Source organism: Clostridium sp. 7_2_43FAA, assembly GCF_000158375.2.
GTDB classification, from domain to species: Bacteria; Bacillota; Clostridia; order Clostridiales; family Clostridiaceae; genus Clostridium; species Clostridium tertium.
The window spans coordinates 1,173,695-1,196,072 of record NZ_JH815222.1 but is presented as its reverse complement, the minus strand read 5'-3'; the positions used below and the strand labels follow the sequence as shown (position 1 = coordinate 1,196,072).

The 22,378-nt window shown below is 28.6% G+C and carries 24 protein-coding genes and 1 riboswitch; all 24 genes read right to left on the bottom strand.

Annotation, left to right across the window (positions count from 1 at the left end):
* Positions 1-225, bottom strand: coding sequence for a DNA-directed RNA polymerase subunit omega (gene rpoZ, locus CSBG_RS07235; protein ID WP_008678319.1), 225 nt, complete (start codon positions 223-225; stop codon positions 1-3).
* The gene (gene gmk, locus CSBG_RS07230) at positions 206-844 is read right to left on the bottom strand and encodes a guanylate kinase (protein WP_008678317.1); all 639 of its coding nucleotides are present in this window, start codon (positions 842-844) and stop codon (positions 206-208) included. The genes rpoZ and gmk overlap by 20 nt, the downstream gene beginning before the upstream one ends.
* On the bottom strand, positions 844-1,113 hold the full coding sequence (locus tag CSBG_RS07225; RefSeq protein ID WP_008678315.1) for a DUF370 domain-containing protein: 270 nt from the start codon (positions 1,111-1,113) through the stop codon (positions 844-846). Before CSBG_RS07225 ends, gmk begins: the two co-directional genes overlap by 1 nt.
* Positions 1,114-1,127: 14 nt before the next feature.
* Positions 1,128-2,009 (bottom strand): YicC/YloC family endoribonuclease, encoded by an 882-nt coding sequence (locus CSBG_RS07220; RefSeq protein ID WP_008678313.1) that lies wholly within the window; start codon positions 2,007-2,009, stop codon positions 1,128-1,130.
* Positions 2,010-2,309: 300 nt separating this feature from the next.
* The gene (locus tag CSBG_RS07215; RefSeq protein WP_008678311.1) at positions 2,310-3,677 is read right to left on the bottom strand and encodes an NCS2 family permease; all 1,368 of its coding nucleotides are present in this window, start codon (positions 3,675-3,677) and stop codon (positions 2,310-2,312) included.
* Positions 3,678-3,785: 108 nt separating this feature from the next.
* Positions 3,786-3,887, bottom strand: a riboswitch (purine riboswitch).
* A gap of 56 nt (positions 3,888-3,943) precedes the next feature.
* Positions 3,944-4,930: an asparaginase gene (locus CSBG_RS07210; protein WP_008678309.1), complete on the bottom strand. Its 987-nt coding sequence runs from the start codon at positions 4,928-4,930 to the stop codon at positions 3,944-3,946.
* Between the two features lie 214 nt (positions 4,931-5,144).
* A complete protein-coding gene (locus tag CSBG_RS07205) occupies positions 5,145-5,540 on the bottom strand; it encodes a PBECR2 nuclease fold domain-containing protein (protein ID WP_008678308.1) in 396 nt (131 codons plus the stop codon).
* A 154-nt stretch (positions 5,541-5,694) separates the two neighbouring features.
* Positions 5,695-7,173, bottom strand: a complete 1,479-nt coding sequence (spoIVA, locus tag CSBG_RS07200; protein WP_008678307.1) for a stage IV sporulation protein A — start codon at positions 7,171-7,173, stop codon at positions 5,695-5,697.
* Between the two features lie 176 nt (positions 7,174-7,349).
* On the bottom strand, positions 7,350-8,345 hold the full coding sequence (locus tag CSBG_RS07195; RefSeq protein ID WP_008678306.1) for an NAD(P)H-dependent glycerol-3-phosphate dehydrogenase: 996 nt from the start codon (positions 8,343-8,345) through the stop codon (positions 7,350-7,352).
* A gap of 2 nt (positions 8,346-8,347) precedes the next feature.
* Positions 8,348-9,664 (bottom strand): ribosome biogenesis GTPase Der, encoded by a 1,317-nt coding sequence (gene der / locus CSBG_RS07190; protein WP_008678305.1) that lies wholly within the window; start codon positions 9,662-9,664, stop codon positions 8,348-8,350.
* On the bottom strand, positions 9,664-10,998 hold the full coding sequence (locus CSBG_RS07185; RefSeq protein WP_008678304.1) for a DUF512 domain-containing protein: 1,335 nt from the start codon (positions 10,996-10,998) through the stop codon (positions 9,664-9,666). Before CSBG_RS07185 ends, der begins: the two co-directional genes overlap by 1 nt.
* A 243-nt stretch (positions 10,999-11,241) precedes the next feature.
* On the bottom strand, positions 11,242-11,898 hold the full coding sequence (gene phoU, locus CSBG_RS07180; protein WP_008678303.1) for a phosphate signaling complex protein PhoU: 657 nt from the start codon (positions 11,896-11,898) through the stop codon (positions 11,242-11,244).
* Positions 11,899-11,921: 23 nt separating this feature from the next.
* Positions 11,922-12,671: a phosphate ABC transporter ATP-binding protein PstB gene (gene pstB / locus CSBG_RS07175; protein WP_035285730.1), complete on the bottom strand. Its 750-nt coding sequence runs from the start codon at positions 12,669-12,671 to the stop codon at positions 11,922-11,924.
* A 42-nt stretch (positions 12,672-12,713) separates the two neighbouring features.
* The gene (gene pstA / locus CSBG_RS07170) at positions 12,714-13,538 is read right to left on the bottom strand and encodes a phosphate ABC transporter permease PstA (RefSeq protein ID WP_035285143.1); all 825 of its coding nucleotides are present in this window, start codon (positions 13,536-13,538) and stop codon (positions 12,714-12,716) included.
* Between the two features lie 2 nt (positions 13,539-13,540).
* Positions 13,541-14,428, bottom strand: coding sequence for a phosphate ABC transporter permease subunit PstC (pstC, locus tag CSBG_RS07165; protein ID WP_035285141.1), 888 nt, complete (start codon positions 14,426-14,428; stop codon positions 13,541-13,543).
* Between the two features lie 60 nt (positions 14,429-14,488).
* The gene (locus CSBG_RS07160) at positions 14,489-15,337 is read right to left on the bottom strand and encodes a phosphate ABC transporter substrate-binding protein (RefSeq protein WP_008678301.1); all 849 of its coding nucleotides are present in this window, start codon (positions 15,335-15,337) and stop codon (positions 14,489-14,491) included.
* 193 nt (positions 15,338-15,530) lie between these two features.
* The gene (locus CSBG_RS07155) at positions 15,531-17,237 is read right to left on the bottom strand and encodes an ATP-binding protein (protein ID WP_008678300.1); all 1,707 of its coding nucleotides are present in this window, start codon (positions 17,235-17,237) and stop codon (positions 15,531-15,533) included.
* Between the two features lie 3 nt (positions 17,238-17,240).
* Positions 17,241-17,939, bottom strand: coding sequence for a response regulator transcription factor (locus CSBG_RS07150; RefSeq protein WP_008678299.1), 699 nt, complete (start codon positions 17,937-17,939; stop codon positions 17,241-17,243).
* Positions 17,940-17,950: 11 nt separating this feature from the next.
* On the bottom strand, positions 17,951-18,688 hold the full coding sequence (gene pgeF / locus CSBG_RS07145) for a peptidoglycan editing factor PgeF (RefSeq protein WP_008678298.1): 738 nt from the start codon (positions 18,686-18,688) through the stop codon (positions 17,951-17,953).
* Between the two features lie 159 nt (positions 18,689-18,847).
* The gene (gene nrdR / locus CSBG_RS07140; RefSeq protein WP_008678297.1) at positions 18,848-19,303 is read right to left on the bottom strand and encodes a transcriptional regulator NrdR; all 456 of its coding nucleotides are present in this window, start codon (positions 19,301-19,303) and stop codon (positions 18,848-18,850) included.
* 80 nt (positions 19,304-19,383) lie between these two features.
* On the bottom strand, positions 19,384-19,701 hold the full coding sequence (locus tag CSBG_RS07135) for a YlmC/YmxH family sporulation protein (RefSeq protein WP_008678296.1): 318 nt from the start codon (positions 19,699-19,701) through the stop codon (positions 19,384-19,386).
* Between the two features lie 128 nt (positions 19,702-19,829).
* On the bottom strand, positions 19,830-20,603 hold the full coding sequence (gene sigG / locus CSBG_RS07130; protein ID WP_035285139.1) for an RNA polymerase sporulation sigma factor SigG: 774 nt from the start codon (positions 20,601-20,603) through the stop codon (positions 19,830-19,832).
* A gap of 81 nt (positions 20,604-20,684) precedes the next feature.
* Complete coding sequence (gene sigE / locus CSBG_RS07125) at positions 20,685-21,392, bottom strand: RNA polymerase sporulation sigma factor SigE (protein WP_008678294.1); 708 nt, start codon at positions 21,390-21,392, stop codon at positions 20,685-20,687.
* Between the two features lie 8 nt (positions 21,393-21,400).
* The gene (gene spoIIGA / locus CSBG_RS07120) at positions 21,401-22,198 is read right to left on the bottom strand and encodes a sigma-E processing peptidase SpoIIGA (RefSeq protein ID WP_008678293.1); all 798 of its coding nucleotides are present in this window, start codon (positions 22,196-22,198) and stop codon (positions 21,401-21,403) included.
* Positions 22,199-22,378 lie beyond the last annotated feature (180 nt).

The window sequence follows — 22,378 nt, the reverse complement described above, 5'->3', positions numbered from 1 at the left end:
TTATTTAAATCCTTCTTTTACAGGAGTAGGTTCATATCCTACTTCACCTTCATTAACTTCATTAATAGCAATTGTTAATGGCTTCTTTGATTTTGTTGCAACCATTGGATCACTTCCATCTATTATTTGTCTTGCTCTTTTTGAAGTTACTATTACTAAAGAATATCTGTCATCCACCTTTTTAAGTAAATCCATTATTGATGGATTAATCATAGAGTTGTTCATGAATTAAGCCCTCCTTAGAATCTAAAATTGTATTTTCTTTTATTCTATCAACCCTGCATTTTTCAGCAGCTATAATTGACTCTACTTTTGAAACTGCTAAGTCCAAAGTATCATTAACTACAGCATAATTATATTTTGATACATAATTTATTTCTTTATATGCATTTTTAAATCTTGTCATTAATGATTCTTCTGTTTCGCTACCTCTTTTTATAATTCTTTGTTTTAATTCTTCCATTGATGGCGGAAGAATAAATATAAATACACCTTCACTGAAATTTTCTTTTACTTGTAATGCTCCTTGAATATCAATTTCCAATATAACATCTTTTCCTTCTTCAAGCATTTTTTCCACGTTAACTTTTGGAGTACCATAAAAGTTCCCATGTACATTAGCATATTCCAAGAACCCATTTTGAGATACCTTTTCTTCAAAAGATTCTTTTGTTAAAAAGTAATAATTTATTCCATCTACTTCTCCAGCTCTTGGTGACCTTGTGGTTGCTGAAACTGAAATATATATATTGTTGTGTTTGTCTAATAACTCCTTACAAATAGTACCCTTTCCTGCTCCTGACGGACCCGAAATAACTATCAAAACACCCCTATTATTCTGCATTATTCATCAACCTCATCTACAGCTTCATCTTTTGCTACAAGTCTGTGAGCTACTGTTTCTGGTTGAACAGCTGATAAAATAACATGATCACTATCTGTTATTATTACAGCTCTTGTTCTTCTACCATAAGTTGCATCTATAAGCATTCCTCTATCCCTAGCTTCTTGTATTATTCTTTTTATAGGTGCTGATTCTGGACTTACAATAGCAACAAGTCTATTAGCAGAAACTATATTACCAAATCCAATATTAATTAACTTTATACCCATTACTTTCCTCCTAGTTATTCTATATTTTGCGATTGTTCTCTTATTTTTTCAATTAAGTTTTTTATGTTAATGACATAATTTGTCATATTCATATCACTAGATTTAGAAGCAATAGTATTAGCTTCTCTGTTCATTTCTTGAATTATAAAATCAAGTTTTCTTCCAATTTGCCCACCTTCTTCAAAGGCTTTTCTCATTTGACTTAAATGACTTTTTAGTCTAATGATTTCTTCATCTACTGCTGACTTATCTGCTATTATAGCTATTTCTTGTGCTATTCTCGCCTCATCTATTTCTATACCATCAAGTAAATCTTTCAGTTTTAACTCTAGCTTCTTTTTATATGTACTTGGTACTGTATCTGCTATTTTATCTATTTCATAAACTAAAGATTCTATATCATTTAATTTTTGTAGAATATCTTCTTTAAGCTTCTCACCCTCAATTATTCTCATTTCATCCATCATTGATAAAGATGAATTTATAAGTGGCTTAATAGCTTCCCAAATCTCTTCTATTGAATCTTCTTCTTCAACAATTGTTATAACATCTGAAAATCTTGCTATTTGAGTAACTGTAATATCATTTTTCAAATTAAGATTTTCTTCTATTTCTTTTAAACAATTATAATAACTTTCTGCAAGTCTCAAATTCAATTTAGCTATTCCTTCTCCTCCAGAATAACTTTTTTGGTTAATAAAAACATCTACCTTTCCTCTAAAAAGCTTTGAGTTTATTAATTTTCTAATTTCTTCTTCTAAAGAAACTATGCTTTTAGGTAGCCTTACATTAACGTCCAAATATCTACTATTTACACTTTTCATTTCGACCGAAAATAAATATTTATTTCCTTCTTCACTACTAGCTCTACCAAAACTAGTCATACTTTTAACCATATATGCCTCCATAGCCTATTTTAGTATAAATTTTATGAATATATTTATATATATAATTATAGATTAATATAAACTTTTTTAACCTTATATTATTTTAACTTCCTAAGAATATAAGAATATATTAATATTAATTTATATTTTACCTAACTGTCAATAATATGTTCACAAATTGTTAACATATTATTTTTTATAACTCAAAAAAAGAAGTAGAATTAAATCTACTTCTTTTCCGGGATTTACTAATACAAAAGAGTTACCTCTTTATAATTTATATAAATTTAAATATAAATTATCTTTATTTTATAGAAAAGCTAACTTAATTATGAATAGTATTGCAAGTACTATCATAACTGCTGATACCTTAGTTCTATCTTCTTTATCTTTACATAATAAGTTATAAATTAAATTAATAATTACATATGATAATATTCCTATAGTTAAGCCATCACCAATGCTATACGTTAAAGCCATAGTTGTTACTGTTAAGAAAGCTGGTACACCTTCAGTTATGTTATCAAACTCAATATTCTTCACAGCTCCAAGCATTAAATATCCTACATAAATTAATGCTGGTGCAGTAGCACATGATGGTATAGCTATAAATACTGGTGAAAAGAACATTGCAAGTAAAAATAATATTCCAGTAGTTATTGATGTATATCCTGTTCTTCCACCTGCTGCAACTCCTGTTGAGCTTTCTACATATGTTGTAACAGTTGATACTCCCATTGCTGCTCCTATCGTTGTTGAAACAGCATCTACCAATAAAGCTCTACCCGCATTAGGAACATTTCCATTTTCATCTAGCATATTTGCTCTTGATGATACACCTACTAAAGTACCAACTGTATCAAAGAAATCAACGAATAAGAAAGTGCATATTACAACTATAAATCCACCTATTGTTTCTGTATTTGTTAAATGTGAAAAGTCTAATTTACCTGCTATTGGTGCTATACTTTCAAATTTAAATAATCCTTCTGGAAGATATATTCCAAGATTTGCTGCTACTTCTGGATTTATTAATGCATATCCCCATGCCAATAATGTACTTGTCAGTATTCCAAATAATATAGATCCTTTTATTTTCTTTTTATCTAAAACTGCGATTATAACAACACCAATTAAAGCAATTACAACTGTCGGTGAAAAATGACCCATTTTAACTAGTGTGGAGTCATCATTTATTACTAACCCTGCTCCAACCATTCCTATAAATGCTATAAAAATCCCTATTCCCGCAGTAACTGCGTGTTTCATTGTCATTGGTATGGCATTTACAACTGCTTCTCTAATCTTAAATAAAGATAATAATATAAATATAATTCCTTCTATAAACACTGCTGTTAAAGCCATTTCCCAAGATATTCCCATTCCTATTACAACTGAAAAAGCAAAAAATGCGTTAAGTCCCATTCCAGATGCCAGTGCAAAAGGTAAGTTTGCAAATACACCCATTAATATACATCCAATAGCTGCTGTTAAGCAAGTTGCAGTAACTAAAGCTCCTGCCGGCATTCCTGTTGCTGATAATATATTAGGATTTACCGCTATTATATAAGCCATTGTTAAGAAAGTAGTAATACCTGCCACTATTTCTCTTTTAAAATTCACATTTTGATTTGCTAATATAGGCAATAATCCTTGTGTTTTTGATGAGTTTTTCATTACTAATCCCCCTAATATTTTTATACAACAAAAGCCGCTATGAATTTATCGAATAGATAACTCATAGCGGCTTCCGCTAAATGCTAACATAATTATATATCTAATATAATTATGTTAGCATTTACTCATAGTCAAGATATTTACGGCATCTCGGTAGAAACTTTTGACCCTTATCGTCAATATTATATGAGTTATCTTCTTTACGAATATTATTATAAATTTTAACCCAAACTTTGTCAATATATACGCACAAATTTATTTTAAATTTAATTAAAATTCGTATTATTTTTAAACGATTCTCTTATGTCAATTGATTTTTTACTGGAAAGAGCTACTATAAGCTTAATTCTTGCCTTTTGTCCTGGCATACTTTCTTCAAAGAACACTCCTAAATCCTTAAGCATCTTTCCGCCACCTTCATATCCATATGATTCATAAACTCTTCCTTCAAAACATCTCGATACAATAACTACTGGTATATTTTTATCTAAAGCTCTTTTTATTCCGTCAACCATAGTAGGTGGAACATTTCCTCTTCCTAAAGCCTCAATTACTATCCCCTTATATTCATTATCTATAAAATAATTTATATAATCTGATCCCATTCCAGCAACGCATTTTATCAGTGCAACTTTATCAATCATATTTTCTACATGATAAACTCTATGTTTTTTTGTATTTCTATAAAATAAAACTTTATTATTATCTACTATACCTATTGGTCCGAAATTAGGTGTCTTAAAAGCATTAAGTGCCATAGAATTTGCCTTAGTTACTTCAGCTGCTGAATTTAACTCTCCATTAAAACAAACTAATACACCCCTACCTTTAGCATCCTCTGAAATTGCTGTACAAATAGAAGTTGCTAGATTAAAAGGACCATCATAACCAAGCTCTGAACTACTTCTCATTGCTCCAGTAACAACTATAACCTTTTCTGTATCTATAGTTAAATCTAAAAAATACGCTGTTTCTTCTAAAGTATCAGTCCCGTGAGTTAAAACTACACCATCTATATCTTCTCTATCTATTAATCCTTTTATAAATTTACTAAGCTCTAACATATTTTGTATAGTCATATGTGGAGAAGGCTTGCTAGAAAAGCTATGAGATTCCACTTCTGCGAATTCCTCTATTCCAGTTACCATTGACATTATTTCTTCACCTGTCAAGCTTGGAACAGCGGCCTTAATTCTTTCATCAACCTTCATAGATATGGTTCCACCATTAAAAACTACTGCTACTTTTTTCATAGTTTCCTCCTAAAGTTAATTATAAAATAAAAACTCTTGGTATACCCAAAAGTTTAAAAATTGTAAAAGTTGATTATTGGTAGGTCGGCGTATCCTACATCTCTTATTACTGAAATCCAGCGCATGAGGAGCCATTTCTCACCTCAATAACCATTTTATTTTAAGCCAATATACATATTATAACTTTTATATTAAAATGTTTCAACTTTTATTTCTATCTCCACCTTATTAGCTTTCCACTATATAATTTATTATTTATCTTTCCTTCGCTTATAGGATACATAGTAGACACATATATATAATCTCTCTCGTTATCTATATCTATACCTATTAGTATATTCAAATCTACTTTTTTAATTAGTTCAATATGAGTTCCATTTTCAGTTAGCTTATATAGCCCTATATAGTCTGGCTCCTCAATTATTTCTCTCATATATTCTATTAAATTACCAGCTATCTTTTTACTCAAATGTTTTCCATGTCTTTTTTTAATATGCTTTATTACCCCTGGGGATGCATAAATGGTGCCTGTAAATTTTACCCCTAAGTTTTTTGCCATTCTTTCTTTAAAATATCCAACTCTCTTATAGGTACAAAATCTGTCTTCCATATTTATCCCTCAATTCTGTTTTGTGTATATGAGCTTAAATTTTAAAACATCTCTTAATAATATATTATTCATTAAGATCGTATAAATTTACTAATATTAAAAATTGAGGGCTAAAAAGGAAGAGACTAGTCTAAAAAAGACTAGTCTTCATCCATTATAGTATTATGCAGATTAATCCGCCACTACCTTCATTTATTATTTTTTGAAGAGTTTTTTGAATTTTTACTTGAACATCATCAGGCATCTTATATAGTTTGTTTTGTAATCCTTCTTTAATTAATACTTCTAATGGCTTACCAAACATATTACTTTGCCATAATGATGCCGGATCCTTTTCAAATTGTTCCATTAAAGATTTTACAAGCTCTTCACTTTCTTTTTCTGAGCCCATTATAGGACTTATCTCAGTTTTTATATTAGCTTTAATAAAATGTAACGATGGTGCAGATGCTTTTAATTTAACCCCAAACTTTGTTCCTTGTTTAACCATTTCAGGTTCTTCAAACTTCATTTCTGATAATTGAGGTGCAACTAAACCATATCCTGTTTCACGCACATCAATTAATGCATCTTTTACCTTATCATATTCTTTTTTAGCAAAGTTAAGATCTTTTATTAATGATAATAAATCACTTTCTGACTTAACATCTAAATCACAAATTTCACTTAATATGTTATAGAATATTCCATCTTTAGGCTTCATAGTAATTGTTGCCTTACCTTCACCCAAATTAACTGAACTCATTTCTGTCGGAGCTAGATTTTCTTCTTCCTTTAATAAATCTAATGTAGTCCTTATATCTCTAACTCTACTTATGTTTTCACACATTCCTTTAACTATACTAAAGAAATTCTTTTTTAGCCAATTCTCTGGCTCTAACCTTTCAACCCAACTTGGCATTTCAATATTAATTTCTTTAACTGGGAATTCTTTAAGTACATGTTTAAATACATCTTCTACATCATTTTCGTTCATATTAGCTACATCCATAACTTGAACTGGAACATCATATTTTTCTTCTAAGTCTTTCTTCATTGCTCTTGTTTCTGGAGCATTAACATATTTCGTATTAAGTACAACTATAAAAGGCTTATTTATTGCCTTTAATTCTTCTATTACTCTTTCCTCTGCTTCTAAGTACTCATCTCTTTCTATCCCTGTAATACTTCCATCAGTGGTTACTACAAGGCCTATTGTAGAATGATCTGTTATTACTTTTCTAGTACCTATTTCTGCTGCATCTTCAAAAGGAATTTCGTATTCATACCATGGAGTATTTACCATTTTAGCTTGGTCCCCATCCATATATCCTACTGCACCTTTTACTATATAACCAACGCAATCAACCATTCTAACCTTAAATTTTATGTCTTCATCAATAGTAATTTCTACAGCCTCATTTGGAATAAATTTTGGTTCTGTTGTATGAATGCCTTTCCCTGATCCACTTTGAGGCAGTTCATCTTTTGCTCTTTCCTTCTTATAATTATTATCAATCTTTGGTATTACCATAAGGTCCATAAATTTTTTTATAAATGTTGACTTACCTGTTCTAACCGGACCAACAACACCTACATATATGTCTCCTTGTGTTCTTTCAGCTATATCCTTGTATATATTAAAGCTGTCCACGGTGTAACCTCCTATTTATTTTTAACACTATATATATATTCGAGAGAGTAAAAAAGTATACAACTTTTTTAAAAATTTTACACTTCTTCTCAACTACATATATAATAATATATTATCTATAGCTAGAAATTATTACTAATACAAAAGGAGAAGTAAAGTTTACTTCTCCTTTTGTATTAGTATATTTCGCTTTTTCTTTCTCTTTCCATTAAATCTATAACGGCATCCTTAGGATTTTTATTTTTAAATAAAATTCTATATAAAATATCTGTTATAGGCATTTCAACATTTAGACTTTCTTTTAATTCATAAAAAGCCTTACATGCTTTAATACCCTCAACAACCATTCCAACTTCTTCAATAGCTTCCTCAGTTGTTTTTCCCTTACCTATTAAATATCCTGCCTTCCTATTTCTAGAGTGAAGACTAGTACAAGTTACTATAAGATCTCCCATACCCGTTAGTCCAAGGAACGTCTCAGGCTTTCCTCCAAGTTTCATTCCAACTCTAACTATTTCAGCCATTCCCCTTGTCATAAGAGCTGCTTTTGAGTTATCTCCATATCCAATACCATCACAAACTCCTGCTGCCAATGCAATTATATTTTTAACTGCACCACCTATTTCAACACCTACTAAATCTTCATTAGTATATACTCTGAAATTTTTATTAATAAATAAATCTTGGACTTTTTTAGCAGCCTCTAAATTTTTAGAAGAAACAACTACAGTTGTTGGAATATTGAAAGCAACCTCTTCAGCATGACTAGGTCCAGATAATATTACAACTTTATTGTTTGGTAATTCCTCTTCAATAACTTGAGATAATCTTAAATTACTTCCTTCTTCAATTCCCTTAGCTATGCTTACAATAATTACATCATCATTTATTTTACCCTTTAATGATTTTACAATTGATCTTATCACATGTGAAGGAACAGATAATACTATATAATTTGCCCCTCTTATAGCTTCATCTAGATTAATATAAGCAGTGACATTTTCAGGTATATGTAGGTCTTTAATATATTTATCATTTTTTCTATTTATATTTATATCATCAACTACATTTTTATCTCTATCGTATATGCTAACCTTATTTTCCTTTTTAGCTAACAATATTCCTAAGGCGGTACCAAAACTACCTCCTCCTAAAAAAGTCACATTACTCATGCTTATTCCTTCCTTTCCCTATATTCTATTTGAATACCTGTTCCACTGAAGTCAAAGCTTTCTCTTAATTGATTTTCAAGATATCTTTGATACGAAAAATGAGATGCACTTGAATCATTAACGAAGAATATAAACTTTGGTGGCTTTGCTGCAACTTGAGTTGCATAGTATATTTTCATTCTCTTAAGTCCTACTATTGGAGGTTCCTTCATAAGAACTGCTTTGTTTATAACTTCATTTAGTATTCCTGTAGGAATTCTCTTAGAGTAATTATCATAGCATTCCTTAGCTGTTTCTAGAACCTTATGTGTTCTTTGTCCTGTCTTAGCTGATATAAATAAGTATTTTGCATACTTTAAGAACTTAAGATTCATTTGTAGTTCTTCTTTATATCTTTGCATTGTTTTATCATCTTTTTCGATTAAATCCCACTTATTTACTATAACCATAATAGCTTTATTCATTTCATGCGCATAACCTATTATTTTTTCATCTTGTTCAGTAACACCTTCAGTGGCATCTATCATTAAAATACATACATCAGCTCTTTCAATAGCTGCATATGTTCTAATTACTGAATATCTTTCTATTTCTTCTTTAACTTTGCTCTTTCTTCTAAGGCCAGCTGTATCAACTAGGATAAACTTTCCTTGTTCAGTTTCTAACGCACTATCTATAGAATCTCTTGTTGTGCCAGGAATATCAGAAACTATTAATCTTTCTTCTCCAAGTAATCTATTTATTAAAGATGATTTTCCTACATTAGGTTTTCCTATCATAGCTATTCTTATAAATTCATCTTCTTCATCTTCTTCATTGAATTTATCAAAGTTTTCAACAACTCTATCTAGCATATCTCCAAGACCTAATGCTTGAGAAGCTGAAATAGTTACTGGGTCTCCAATACCTAAGTTATAAAATTCCCATGCATTTTCTTCTTCTTTTAAAGAATCTACTTTGTTTACTACTAAAACAACTTCTTTTTTACTTTTTCTAAGCATATTTGCTACTTCATGATCGGCAGGAGTTAGACCTTCCTTACCATCAACAACAAATATTATTACATCGGCAGTTTCTATAGCTATATTAGCTTGCCTTCTCATTTGTTTAACTATTATATCTTCTCTTTCTGGTTCTATACCACCAGTATCTATCATTGTAAAATTATAGTTAAGCCATTCTGCTTGAGCATATACTCTATCTCTAGTTACCCCTGGTGTATCTTGAACTATAGATATTCTTTGCCCAGCTAATTTATTAAATAGAGTAGATTTACCTACATTGGGTCTTCCAACTATTGCAACTATTGGTTTAGCCATTATTTTTCCTCCTCACAATTTGCATTTATTATGTCAATAAGGTCATCTCCTGTATAATCACAAACTATCACCTTAACGCCTAACGCTTTTTCTACATCCTCAATTCTTAAATCATCTAACATAATCATGTCTGCAGGTGCAAGCTCATATCCTTTTCTAAACATATTACTTGGCATAATTAAATAATCTGTTTTTATCTTTCCTTTTAATTGATCTATTATATCAGTTCCTGTTAAAAGCCCTGCTACTGTTATAGTATTACCAAAGAAGTTATTAGTAATCTTATATACATCTATTTGAATATTAGGATTATGTTTCATTATAAGCTCTGCAGATTTTTTTATTTCGTCGTAAGCTAACTCACCAGTTACCATTGAAAAACTTCCTTTTGAATTTTCATCTAAAAATTCTACAGATCTTTGTACTACTTCTCTATAGTATCTTATCATTCCTACACCATCTTCTAGCTGCTCATACTCTGAATAAAACTCTTCATTTGGAACATCTAAGCCAGCTACTATATAAAACTCATCTGATAATCTAACAAATGGTGCTCCTGTTTCTTCAATAAATCTTTTTTGAAGATCTTGAATCATCATTATTTCATTTTTTGATGTTTCTTTTGTGAATGTATCTACATAAGGTAGGTTTTCTCTAAACTTAGTAACTCCTATTGGTACAACAGCTACGTTTTTCACAAATGGATGTAATTCATATAAATCAAGAACAGTTTTTCTTAATTCTTCGCCATTATTTACATTTGGAATACACACTATTTGTGCATGCATTTCAATTTCTGCATCTCTAAGCTTTTTAAGTCTATCCATTATAGCTCCTGCAAATCTGTTTTTCAACATCTTTACTCTAAGCTCTGGATTTGTTGTATGTACTGAAATATTTATAGGACTTATTTTATATCTTATTATCCTATCTATATCTTCATCTTTCATATTTGTTAAAGTAACAAAGTTACCTTGTAAAAATGATAATCTTGAATCATCATCTTTAAAATATAAAGAATTTCTCATTCCCTTAGGAAGTTGATCTATAAAACAAAACATACATTTGTTAGAGCAACTTTTAGCTTTATCCATTATTCCGCCTTCAAATTCAAGGCCTAAATTTTCTCCGTATTCCTTTTCGATTTCATATTCCCAGACTTCACCATCAGGTTTTTCAATTTCTAGTAGTACTTCTTCGTCCGCAGCTAAAAATTTATAATCTATAATATCATCTATAGGAGTACCATTAATTGATAATAATACGTCATTAACTTCTATTCCAACCTCTTCTGCAATACTTCCAAGGTCTACTTTTTTAATTATATTTTTCATATTTCACCTCAATATCTTAAAATATTGTCTTTTAATTATCTTATAGTTTATCTAAATTAACATTATATTTATTAAAAATCAACCTAAATACCCATAACTAGTTAATTTATTCCTAAAATGGAGAGCTTCATTCCTCTTAAGCATACTCCACCTAAGTATAATAATCACTTGATGTTATATTACATTAATAATAAATTCAAGTCAACAGAAAACATCCCCATTATAGGGGATGTTTTTCTTTATCTATTCATTTAAATCAACATAATTGCCTTTCTTAGAGAATATTATCCATTCACATATATTAGTTACATGATCACCAATTCTCTCTAAATACTTAGATGCAAATAATATTTGTGTGCCTTGATTTATCATGGATTCATCTTTTCCCATTTTCTTTAATACAATTTCAAACATTCCTTGATAAATTTCATCTACTCTATCATCCATATCACAAATTTCATATGCAGCTTTTTCGTCTCCCTTTACATAGGCTTCAATTGCAAGTTTTATCATGCTTATAATTATATCAACTATTTGCCAAATTGGTGCTATTTCATTTGAAAAATTTACTCCTTTAACTCTTGGAACTATCTTACAGATATCTACTGCATAATCAGCCATTCTTTCAAGGTCAGTTACTATTTTAGATGTAGTATATATACTTCTTAAATCTCTTGCAACTGGTGATTCAGTAGCCATAAATTTTACGCATTTTTCTTCTATTTCTTTTTGAAGATCATCAACCTTATCATCATTTTTCATAACCTTCTTTGCTAAGTCTAAATCTTGATCTTTGAGTGCAGTCATACTGTCATATATTTGTTTTTCTACCAAGCTAGCCATTTCTATAAGCTCTGAGTTTAACAATTTTATCTTGTTACTCATTACTTCTCTCATCATTTCAAATCACCTCTTATATATTTTTAGCCGAATCTTCCTGTAATATAATCTTCTGTCCTTTTATCCTTAGGTTTATAGAATATATCCTCCGTATCAGCATATTCTATTATTTCACCATTTAAGAAAAATGCAGTTTTATCAGCAATTCTTCCTGCTTGTTGCATGTTATGAGTTACTATAATTACTGTATACTTCTTCTTTAATTCCTCCATCAATTCTTCCATTTTATTAGTTGAAATAGGATCTAATGCAGAAGTTGGCTCATCCATTAATATAATTTCTGGTGAAACTGCTATAGTTCTAGCAATACAAAGCCTTTGTTGCTGTCCTCCTGATAAACCTAAAGCACTTTTTTTGAGTCTATCTTTTACTTCATCCCAAAGCGCTGCGCCTTTTAAACTTTTCTCAACTATTTCATCTAAAGTTTTTTTATCTTTTACTCCATGTAACCTGGGGCCATATGCTATATTATCATAAATTGACATAGGGAAAGGATTTGGTTTTTGGAAAACCATTCCTACCTTTGTTCTTAACGCTATGACATCTTTACTTTTATAAATATCTTCTCCATCAACTAGTATTTCACCATCTATTTTAACATTATCTATTAAATCATTCATTCTATTTAATGTTCTTAAAAATGTTGATTTCCCACATCCAGAAGGTCCTATAAATGCTGTTACTTTGTTTTCTTCTAAATCTATGTTTATGTTTTTTAATGCTTGATTATCACCATAATATAAATTCAAATTTCTTACTTTAATTTTAGGCATTAATTCCTTTGACATACTTACACCTCTTAGCTTTTATTCTTATTAGTAATTTGCCTTACTAAATTTCTTCGTTATTAACTTTGCTATAATATTTAAAGCTAATATTATCCCTATTAACACTATACCAACAGCAGTAGCTTGCTCTATATTTCCAGCTTCCTGAGTTACTAAATATGATTGAACTGTTAGTGTTCTTGCACTAGACAGTATTCCCTTAGGCATTTTAGCAACAGTACCAGCAGTTAAAAGTATTGCAGCTGATTCTCCAACTACACGTCCAACTGATAATATTACTCCAACTAAAATCCCCGGAATAGCACTAGGCACTATAACCTTATAAAGAGTTTGGAACCTTGTTGCTCCTAGTCCTAATGATGCTTCCTTATATGATGGCGGAACTGATTTTAAAGCTTCTTCTGTTGTTCTTATTATTACTGGCAATATAATTATTGCCACTGTTAATGATCCAGCTAATAATGAATATCCTAGTTTTAAAGTTACAACAAAAAATATTGATCCAAATAGTCCATATACTATTGATGGAATTCCTGATAAACTTTCCGTTGCAAATCTTATTATCTTTACTATTTTTCCTTGTTTTGCATATTCTGTTAAATAAATAGCTGCAAGTATTCCTATTGGTGTTGCTACTATTATAGATATAAAAACTGTATATAAAGTAGCTACTATCATAGGCAAAATACCACCATTACCTGATGCCGAATAATTTTCAGTCAGAAAATCTATACTTATATGCTTATAGCCTTTTAAAAATATAAATCCTAATATAAATACTAATACTCCAACTGTAAGTCCAGCAGAAATCCATACTAATGCTTTCAGTAAATTTTCTTTAAATTTTCTCATATCTATTTACCTTCCTTATTAGAAAGTTTGCTTAATACTAAGTTTAATAATAATATAAATAAGAATAATATAATTCCCGTTGCAAATAGCATTTCTTGATGAGTTCCAAATGCATAACCCATTTCTAATGCAATATTAGTAGTTAAAGGCCTTACAGAGTCCATTATTGAACTTGGAATTATAGCTGAGTTTCCTGCTACTAATATTATTGCCATAGTTTCTCCAATTGCCCTACCTATTCCAAGAACAACAGCAGCTAAAATACCTGATTTTGCAGCAGGTACAACAACCTTAAAAGTTGTTTCTATATGTGAAGCACCAAGTGCTAGTGAACCTTCCTTATATGATTTAGGAACTGCTCTAATTGCAGTTTCTGAAACTGTTACTATTGTTGGCAGCATCATAACTGATAAAACTATTATAATTGCTAAAAGACTTTGCCCTTTTGGTAAATTGAATGTATCCATAATCCATGGTACTATTACTGCCAATCCAAACACCCCATATAAAACTGATGGAATTCCAGCTAAAAGCTCAACAGCTCCTGATATTATTTTCCCAATCCTTTTTGGAGCAATTTCCGCTATAAAGATAGCTGTAAGTATTCCAATCGGCACTCCTATTATCAAAGATCCCATAGTACCAAATATAGATGCTAGTACCATCGGCAATATTCCAAATTTATCTGAAGATGGAATCCATTTTGTCCCAAATAAGAAATCTTTAAAAGAGTATCCTTTGCTAATAAAAGGAGTTAGCCCTTTATAGAATACAAAACATATAATTAACAATAAACTTATTACTGCAATTAGAGCACTTGCTAAAAATATGCATTTTGATATATTTTCTATTAAGTATTTACTATCGTTGTTTTTTTTTACATTTAACATGCTTACCCTCTCCTATGAAAGTAAGAATGCCCAATAATGAGCATTCTTAATAACTCAAAGTTATTTAACTGGAATTAATTTATTTTCTTTGACTATTGTTTGACCTTCATCACTTAAGATAAAATCAATTAATTTTTGACCATTTTCACTTAAGTTTCCTTCCTTAGTTGCCAATAAGAATGGTCTCGAAATCTTGTATTCTCCTGATTTTACTAAATCAGCTTTTGGTTCTACATTTTCAACATTCACAATATTCACTTTATCATATAAGTATTCAAAAGATACAAAACCTATTGCATTTTCATTTCCTATAACTGTTTCTTTTAATCCACCATTTCCATTAGAAATCATTGCGTCAGTTTTTAATTCTTCTGATTTATATCCAACTATTTCTTGGAAAGCATCTCTTGTTCCTGAACCTTCTTCTCTTGAAGCAACAACTATAGGTGCATCTTTTCCGCCCTCAATTTCTTTCCAATTAGTTATCTTTCCTGTGTATATTCCCTTTATTTGTTCTAATGTTATATTTTTAATTTGATTATTTTTATTAGTTATTATTGCTATACCATCATATGCTATAACTGTTGGCTTAACTTCCTTTTCTTCTTCAGTCTTTAGTTCTCTTGAAGACATTCCTATTTCAGATACCCCATTTATAGCATCTTTTATTCCTGCTGAAGATCCTACTTGATTTATTTCTATTGAAACATTACTATTATCGCTTTCATACTTTTCTGCAATTTTCTCCATTAATGGTCCAACTGATGTTGATCCAGAAATTGATATTGTTGTAGATTTTCCTCCAGCACTTTCACCACTTGCTTTGTCATTACCACAACCAACAAAAGCACCTCCTACCACTGTAACTAATAAAGCTGCACATATAAGTTTTAAGCTCTTTCTTTTCATAAAATTCTCCTCCAATTAATAATTTAATTTAATCATCTATATTTATTAATTTTCTCTACATACTTATATTAATCCCTAAAAGTTAAGTAAATATTAGTTCAAAGTTAAGAAAAGTTATGAGATTGTTAAAAAAAATTAACAGTACTACGCACCTATACGCAAAAAAAGAAAAGGCTTGCAAAGCCTTTTCTTCTTAATAAATAAAATCATCTGTTTTTATATTTTTTCTTAGCTTTATAGTGAATTTAGTTCCTTTATTTAAAGTTGACTTAACAAAAATTTCTCCGTTGAACATTCTTGCTATATGTTTTACTATGGCTAATCCTAATCCAGTACCACCCTTAGCTCTTGATTTATCAACCCTATAAAATCTTTCAAATATTCTTGGTAAGTCTTCTTTAGGTATCCCAATCCCATTATCCTCCACTTCTATATAAGTATAATCATTAATATCATAAGTTCTAATACTTATTAAAGTTTTATCATTTGAGTATTTTATAGCATTTTCAACTAAATTCAATATCATTTGAAAGAATTTATCTCTATCTCCATTTAATTCATTTGTACCATTACTTGAAAAATTTATTTCTATTTGTTTACTATTCATCTGTGGAGTAACCATATTTATAACATCTTCTATTACCTTCGCTGGATTAAATTCTTCCTCTTTCATTTTATGGTTATTTTCGATATTAGAAAGAATTAATATATCATTTATTAAATTTGTTAATCTCTCTGCTTCTTTATCAATTATATCCAAAAATTTATTTCTAGTAGGTAAATCTTCTACAAATTTAAGTGTTTCTGCAAAACCTTTTATTGATGTTAAAGGTGTTTTTAATTCATGTGATACATTTGCAACAAACTGACTTCTTATATTTTCAAGTCTTTTTATATCTGTTATATCTAAAACAGTAATCACTACACCTATTGGTATTTTTTTATCATTTATTATAGGGGCTTTCTTAATTCTAAGTTCTCTCAATATTGGATGAATAAGTTTTATTTCCTTCATTTCTATTGCTGGAATATTCCTCATAAAGCTTAATATATCATAATCAATTATATACTCTGAAATATTTTCTCCTATAATATCTTCTTTTATTCCAAACAAATTTTTAGCATATGGATTAATAAGCATTACCTTTTGCTTATTATCTACTGCAATTACTCCACTTTCCATACTTTCTAATATAGCTTCTAACTTATTTTGTTTATCTAATGAATCACTAATTCTAGATTGCAACTGATCTGCCATATTATTAAAAGTATTTGCTAATGAACCAATTTCATCATTTGTATATATACTTACTCTTCTACTATAGTCACCATTTGCAATTTTATTAGTAGCAATTTCAAGCTCCTTAACAGGATAAATTATAGCTCTAATTAGTTTTAAAGAAAGCCCTAAGGATAATAGAATTACAAATACTATAACTATAAAATAATATGTAATATAACTTTCAGAAAATACCTTTATTGTATACAAAGGTACAGAAGATCTTACTAATGTATTATCATCTATCTTAGTTGCATAGTAAATCACATTTGTAGCTTGAGTCTCGCTATATCTAGTTGAAGAAGCCTCTCCATTTTTTAAAGCTTCAACTATTTCATCCCTATTTAAATGATTTTCAAGATTTTCATTACTAGTATCTTTTAATACATTTCCATCTCTATCTACAAAAGTAAACCTTACTTTTGCATTACTTATTTTAAAATCATCTAAATTACCATCTTTAAAGCTATTTGATTTTATTACTAAATTATTATAAACAGATAGAATTTCTTTAGTTTTATCTATTTCTTTAATATTAACTAATGCTATAAATGAGCATGTTACAATTAGTAATGCAAAAATTACAGTTATTAATGACGATGCTAATATTCTCTTCTTCATAATTTAGTTATTAGGATTAAACCTATATCCTACTCCTCTTATAGTTTCTATAAATTTTGGATTTTTATCATCTACTTCTATCTTTTTTCTTAAATATCTAATATGAACATCTACAGTTCTTGTTTCTCCAACATATTCATATCCCCATATTTTATCTAGAAGAGTTTCTCTAGTTAATATTTTCCCTCTATTTTTAACTAATATTTCTAACAATTCAAATTCCTTTAATGTTAAATCTATTTTTTTATCAGATATAAGCACTTCTCTCCTTTCAAAATTTATTAGGATTCCATTTGTCTTAAATATCTCCTCGCTTCCCCCTAATGACTTTGTTCTTCTTAAAACTGCTTTTATTCTTGCTAATAATTCTCTTATTGAAAATGGTTTTGTCATATAATCATCAGCTCCAAGTTCAAGACCTAATATTTTATCTAGTTCTTCTCCTTTTGCTGTTAACATTATAACTGATATATCTTTAGTATCATTATCGCTTCTTATAGCTTTACAAACATCATAACCATCTAATCCAGGAATCATTAAGTCTAATAACATAAGCCTTGGATTTTCTTCTTTTGCTAATTTAACAGCATCTATTCCGTTATTAGCAGTTATAACTTTATAGCCTGAATTTATTAAATTATAACTTATAAGTTCTACTATATGATCCTCATCATCAACTACTAGTATTTTTTCTTCTGCCATTAATATCCCCCCTATTTTATAAATGCAAATGAAAATAGTCTTCCGTAAGTACCTACTGATTTTCTATATGAATATAACTTTACATTTTCCTCACAATGTGTACATAAATTTAATGAATATATATTATTTTCATTAATTCCAAATTCTCTTAAATCTTTTAGAATACATTCTTGCATACTTAGATATCTTCCATCGAATAATTTATCTTCATCTATCTTTATCTTTTCTATAAATTTTTCTTTTAATTCTTCTGAAACTTCATAACAACATTTTCTTATATGTGGCCCTATGAAAACCTTAGTTTCATTTGTATCTATATTAAATTCGTCCTTCATTTTTAATAAAGTCTTTGAAGCTATTGAATTAAATGTTCCCCTCCAACCGCTATGAATGGTTGCTACTATATTACTTTTCTCATTCACTATAATTATAGGTACACAATCTGCTGTAAATACTCCTATTGCTATATTTTTTTCTTTTGTAATTAAAGCATCTCCTTCTTCATCTTTTATATTTATATAATCCTTATTATAAGTGTAAATTTTATCACTATGGATTTGATTTAAATAAACAACATCACTTAAATTAAAATCTTTTATTATACTGCTCAAATTATTAATTCCATACTCTGTATTTCTATTAAAGCTTCTATCTTCTTCTGCTGTTGAAAAAACTAATTCTATTTTTCCTAAATCATAAACTAAAAAATCTTTTTTCAACTTAAAATCCCTTACAGATAAGTTTATCATGTAGTCACCTCTTTAATTTGTTTTAATACATTTTACCATTTATTAAACATATTTTCTATTTTTTTTGCTTTATTGATTATGTTTTAACTTACTTTTAACCTTATTTTTAACATAAAAAAGTTAACTTAAAATAGAAGTATTCTATTTTAAGTTAACTTTTTATTCATTAGATACTAAATTTTTAATTTCTTCTAAGAAAGTATTTATATCCTTAAACTGTCTATAAACAGACGCAAATCTAACATATGATATTTCATCTAAATTTTTAAGTCTATCCATTACCATTTCTCCAATGATTTTAGAGTTAACTTCTGTTATCATCTTATTTGAAATAGCCTTTTCTATGTCTTCTGCTAACTCTTCTATTTGCTTTCTTGATATAGGTCTTTTTTGACAAGCTATAATTAGACCATTTATTATCTTTTCCTTATTAAAATTTTCTCTTGTTAAATCTCTCTTAACAACTAATATCGGAATATCTTCAACCTTTTCATATGTAGTATATCTTTTATTACAGTTCAAACATTCTCTTCTTCTTCTAATAGTAGTATTATCATCTGTAGATCTAGAATCAACTACCTTACTTTCTTCAAAAGAGCAAAAAGGACATCTCATTTTATTCACGCCTTTCCTAATTATTGTCTTAAGTATATATAGATTATACAGATTTTTTTAGAATTTTACTAGATATTATTTTACAAATTAAATTCTTCTATATCAGCACTATCAACTAATATAACTTCTACACCTGCTTTTTTTACCTTACTCCATGGTATTTCTAAATCTTCTTCTTTACTAAACCAACCCTTAGCTGTTCCTGGTAGTATTATTGATATAACCTTACTTTCTTCTATATTAATAACAAAATCTTTTATATATCCCATCTTTGATCCTGTTTTAATATCTATTACTTCCATAGTTCTTAATGCATTTAAAGAATGTAATAATAAATCGTCATCTTCTACTTCAGAATACATTTCATTTTCAGTTTTTATATTATCAAACAACCCCATTAAAAATCCTCCTTAAATAATCTTCATACTAATAAATATTCTTATGTCTTTAAGATTTAATTTATTCAATATAAATTTAATAGCCTGTACACATTTTATTATTTTTAAAGAGCTCTCTTAAAAGAGCTCTATACATATTTCCTCATATGCTTTAATGCAGTTTTCTCTAATCTAGAAACTTGAGCTTGAGATATTCCAATTTCATCAGCAACTTCCATTTGAGTTCTTCCATTAAAGAACCTTAATGTTAATATAAGTTTTTCCCTATCATTTAACTTTTTCATTGCTTCTTTTATAGATATATTTTCAAGCCAACTTTCATCACTATTTTTTGAGTCACTTATTTGATCCATAACATAAATGGCATCTCCACCATCGTGATATATCGGCTCAAATAGAGATACCGGATCCTGAATAGCATCTAACGCAAATACTACTTCTTCCCTAGGTAAATTAAGTTCTTTAGCTATTTGTGAAACTGTAGGTTCTTTGTTATTTTCTTTTATTAATCTATCTCTTACTAATAGAGCTTTATAAGCTATATCTCTTAGAGATCTACTTACTCTTATTGAATTATTGTCCCTTAAATATCTCCTTATTTCCCCTATTATCATTGGTACTGCATAAGTTGAAAACTTAACATTTTGACCTAAATCAAAGTTATCTATTGCCTTCATTAATCCTATGCATCCAACTTGGAATAAGTCATCAACATTTTCTCCTCTATTATTAAATCTTTGTATAACACTTAAAACCAATCTTAAATTACCTTTAATAAAAGTTTCTCTAGCACCTTTATCTCCGTCTCTCATTTTTAAAAGTAACTCTCTTTTTTCTTTTTCTTTTAATATAGGTAGTTTTGAAGTATTCACTCCACATATTTCTACTTTATTAATAATCAAGCTCATCAACCCCTTCGGAAGTAATAACATACTGCATTAAAAAGTATCCCCGAGAGTGATTAGTTTTATACTAAAGACAACCTAAATCATTTTATTGATTTCTTTTTTCAATCTATTTATTATTTTCTTTTCTAACCTTGAAATATATGATTGCGATATTCCAAGCATATCCGCAACTTCTTTTTGAGTCTTTTCTCTAGTACCGTTTAAACCAAATCTTAGCTTAACTATTTCTTTTTCCCTATCATTTAAATGCTTTAATGCTAGGAATAATAACTGTCTATCAACTTCATCTTCAATCAAATTATAAACAATATCATTTTCAGTTCCTAAAATATCTGATAATAAAAGCTCGTTACCATCCCAATCAATATTTAATGGTTCATAAAAAGATATCTCTGCTTTTACTTTACTATTTCTTCTTAAATACATTAATATTTCATTTTCTATACATCTAGAAGCATATGTAGCTAATTTTATTTTTTTCTCTGGATTAAAAGTGTTAACTGCCTTTATTAATCCAATAGTCCCTACAGAAATTAAATCTTCTACGCATACTCCTGTATTTTCAAATTTTCTTGCTATATACACTACTAATCTTAAGTTTCTTTCAATTAATATATCTCTTATAGATTCATCACCATGTATAAGTTTCTCTACAAGTTCTTCTTCCTCCTCTTTTTTTAAAGGTGGTGGAAGAGCGTCATTTCCTCCCACATAATGGACTTCATTTTTAAAAACTTTTAATTTTTGTAAAATTCTATTTATTAATACTCTTAAACTCATCATATTCTCACCTATATTACTCCTCTTGATAATAATGCATTAAATTCATTTTCTTTACTTAATTTATTTTTACAGCTACAAATTATAGCTTCTATAGTTCTCCACTCTTTATCTTCTCCACGAATTCTTACTTTTTCACTTTTGAATCCCTTTAAATTTCCTTCTTCTCCAATGGTGCTATAAGGAATATAAAATTCTTCATGCTTTTGTATATTAAATCCATTCAAAAAATCATTTTCTATTATAATGCAAGGTAAATTAGTAACAGGTTCCCTTAAGGCATTTCCAGTATCTAATAATCCTTTAATAAATAATGTATTTTTTTCATCTGATATTTCAATTTCATATATGAAATTATTAATTACAGCTCTTTCTCTTAAGTGATCTACTACCCTAACTATAGCTATGTATAGTATCATTATTGATATTATTAAATATTTCATAGAATAATTACTTATTTCAAAAGAATCGAAAATACTGTATTGGTTGTCCATCAATGAAAAACTAAAACAAAATCCAGCTAACGTAAATGACATAATTAAAAATGTTATTGAAGCTTTTATAATCTTAAGTATTTTAAAACTTTTACTTGTGATTGAAATCATTATCAATACTACAAAAAGTTTAAATGGTAAAGATGTTAAAATACTATTTTCAAAGAATAATACTATAGTATAAAATGCTCCAATTGCAGCTGAAAAATAAATAGTTTTATTGTATTTATATCTAGACACCTTCATAGTAATTAACAGTAAGAATAAATTTACAATAAAGTTTTCTATTATAAGTATATCTATGTAAACTACCATACAAATCTCCCCCCTTGTATTTAAATTATAAACTGTTACTCTTCAAAATTTTGTCATAAAAACTCTTCGTAACATATATTTTAATCTCTTATTTACTACATATAATTACAGTTAATTGATTATTATAATAAAAAATAACAAAGAAGTACTATTATTATTAATTTACATTAATAATAAAAA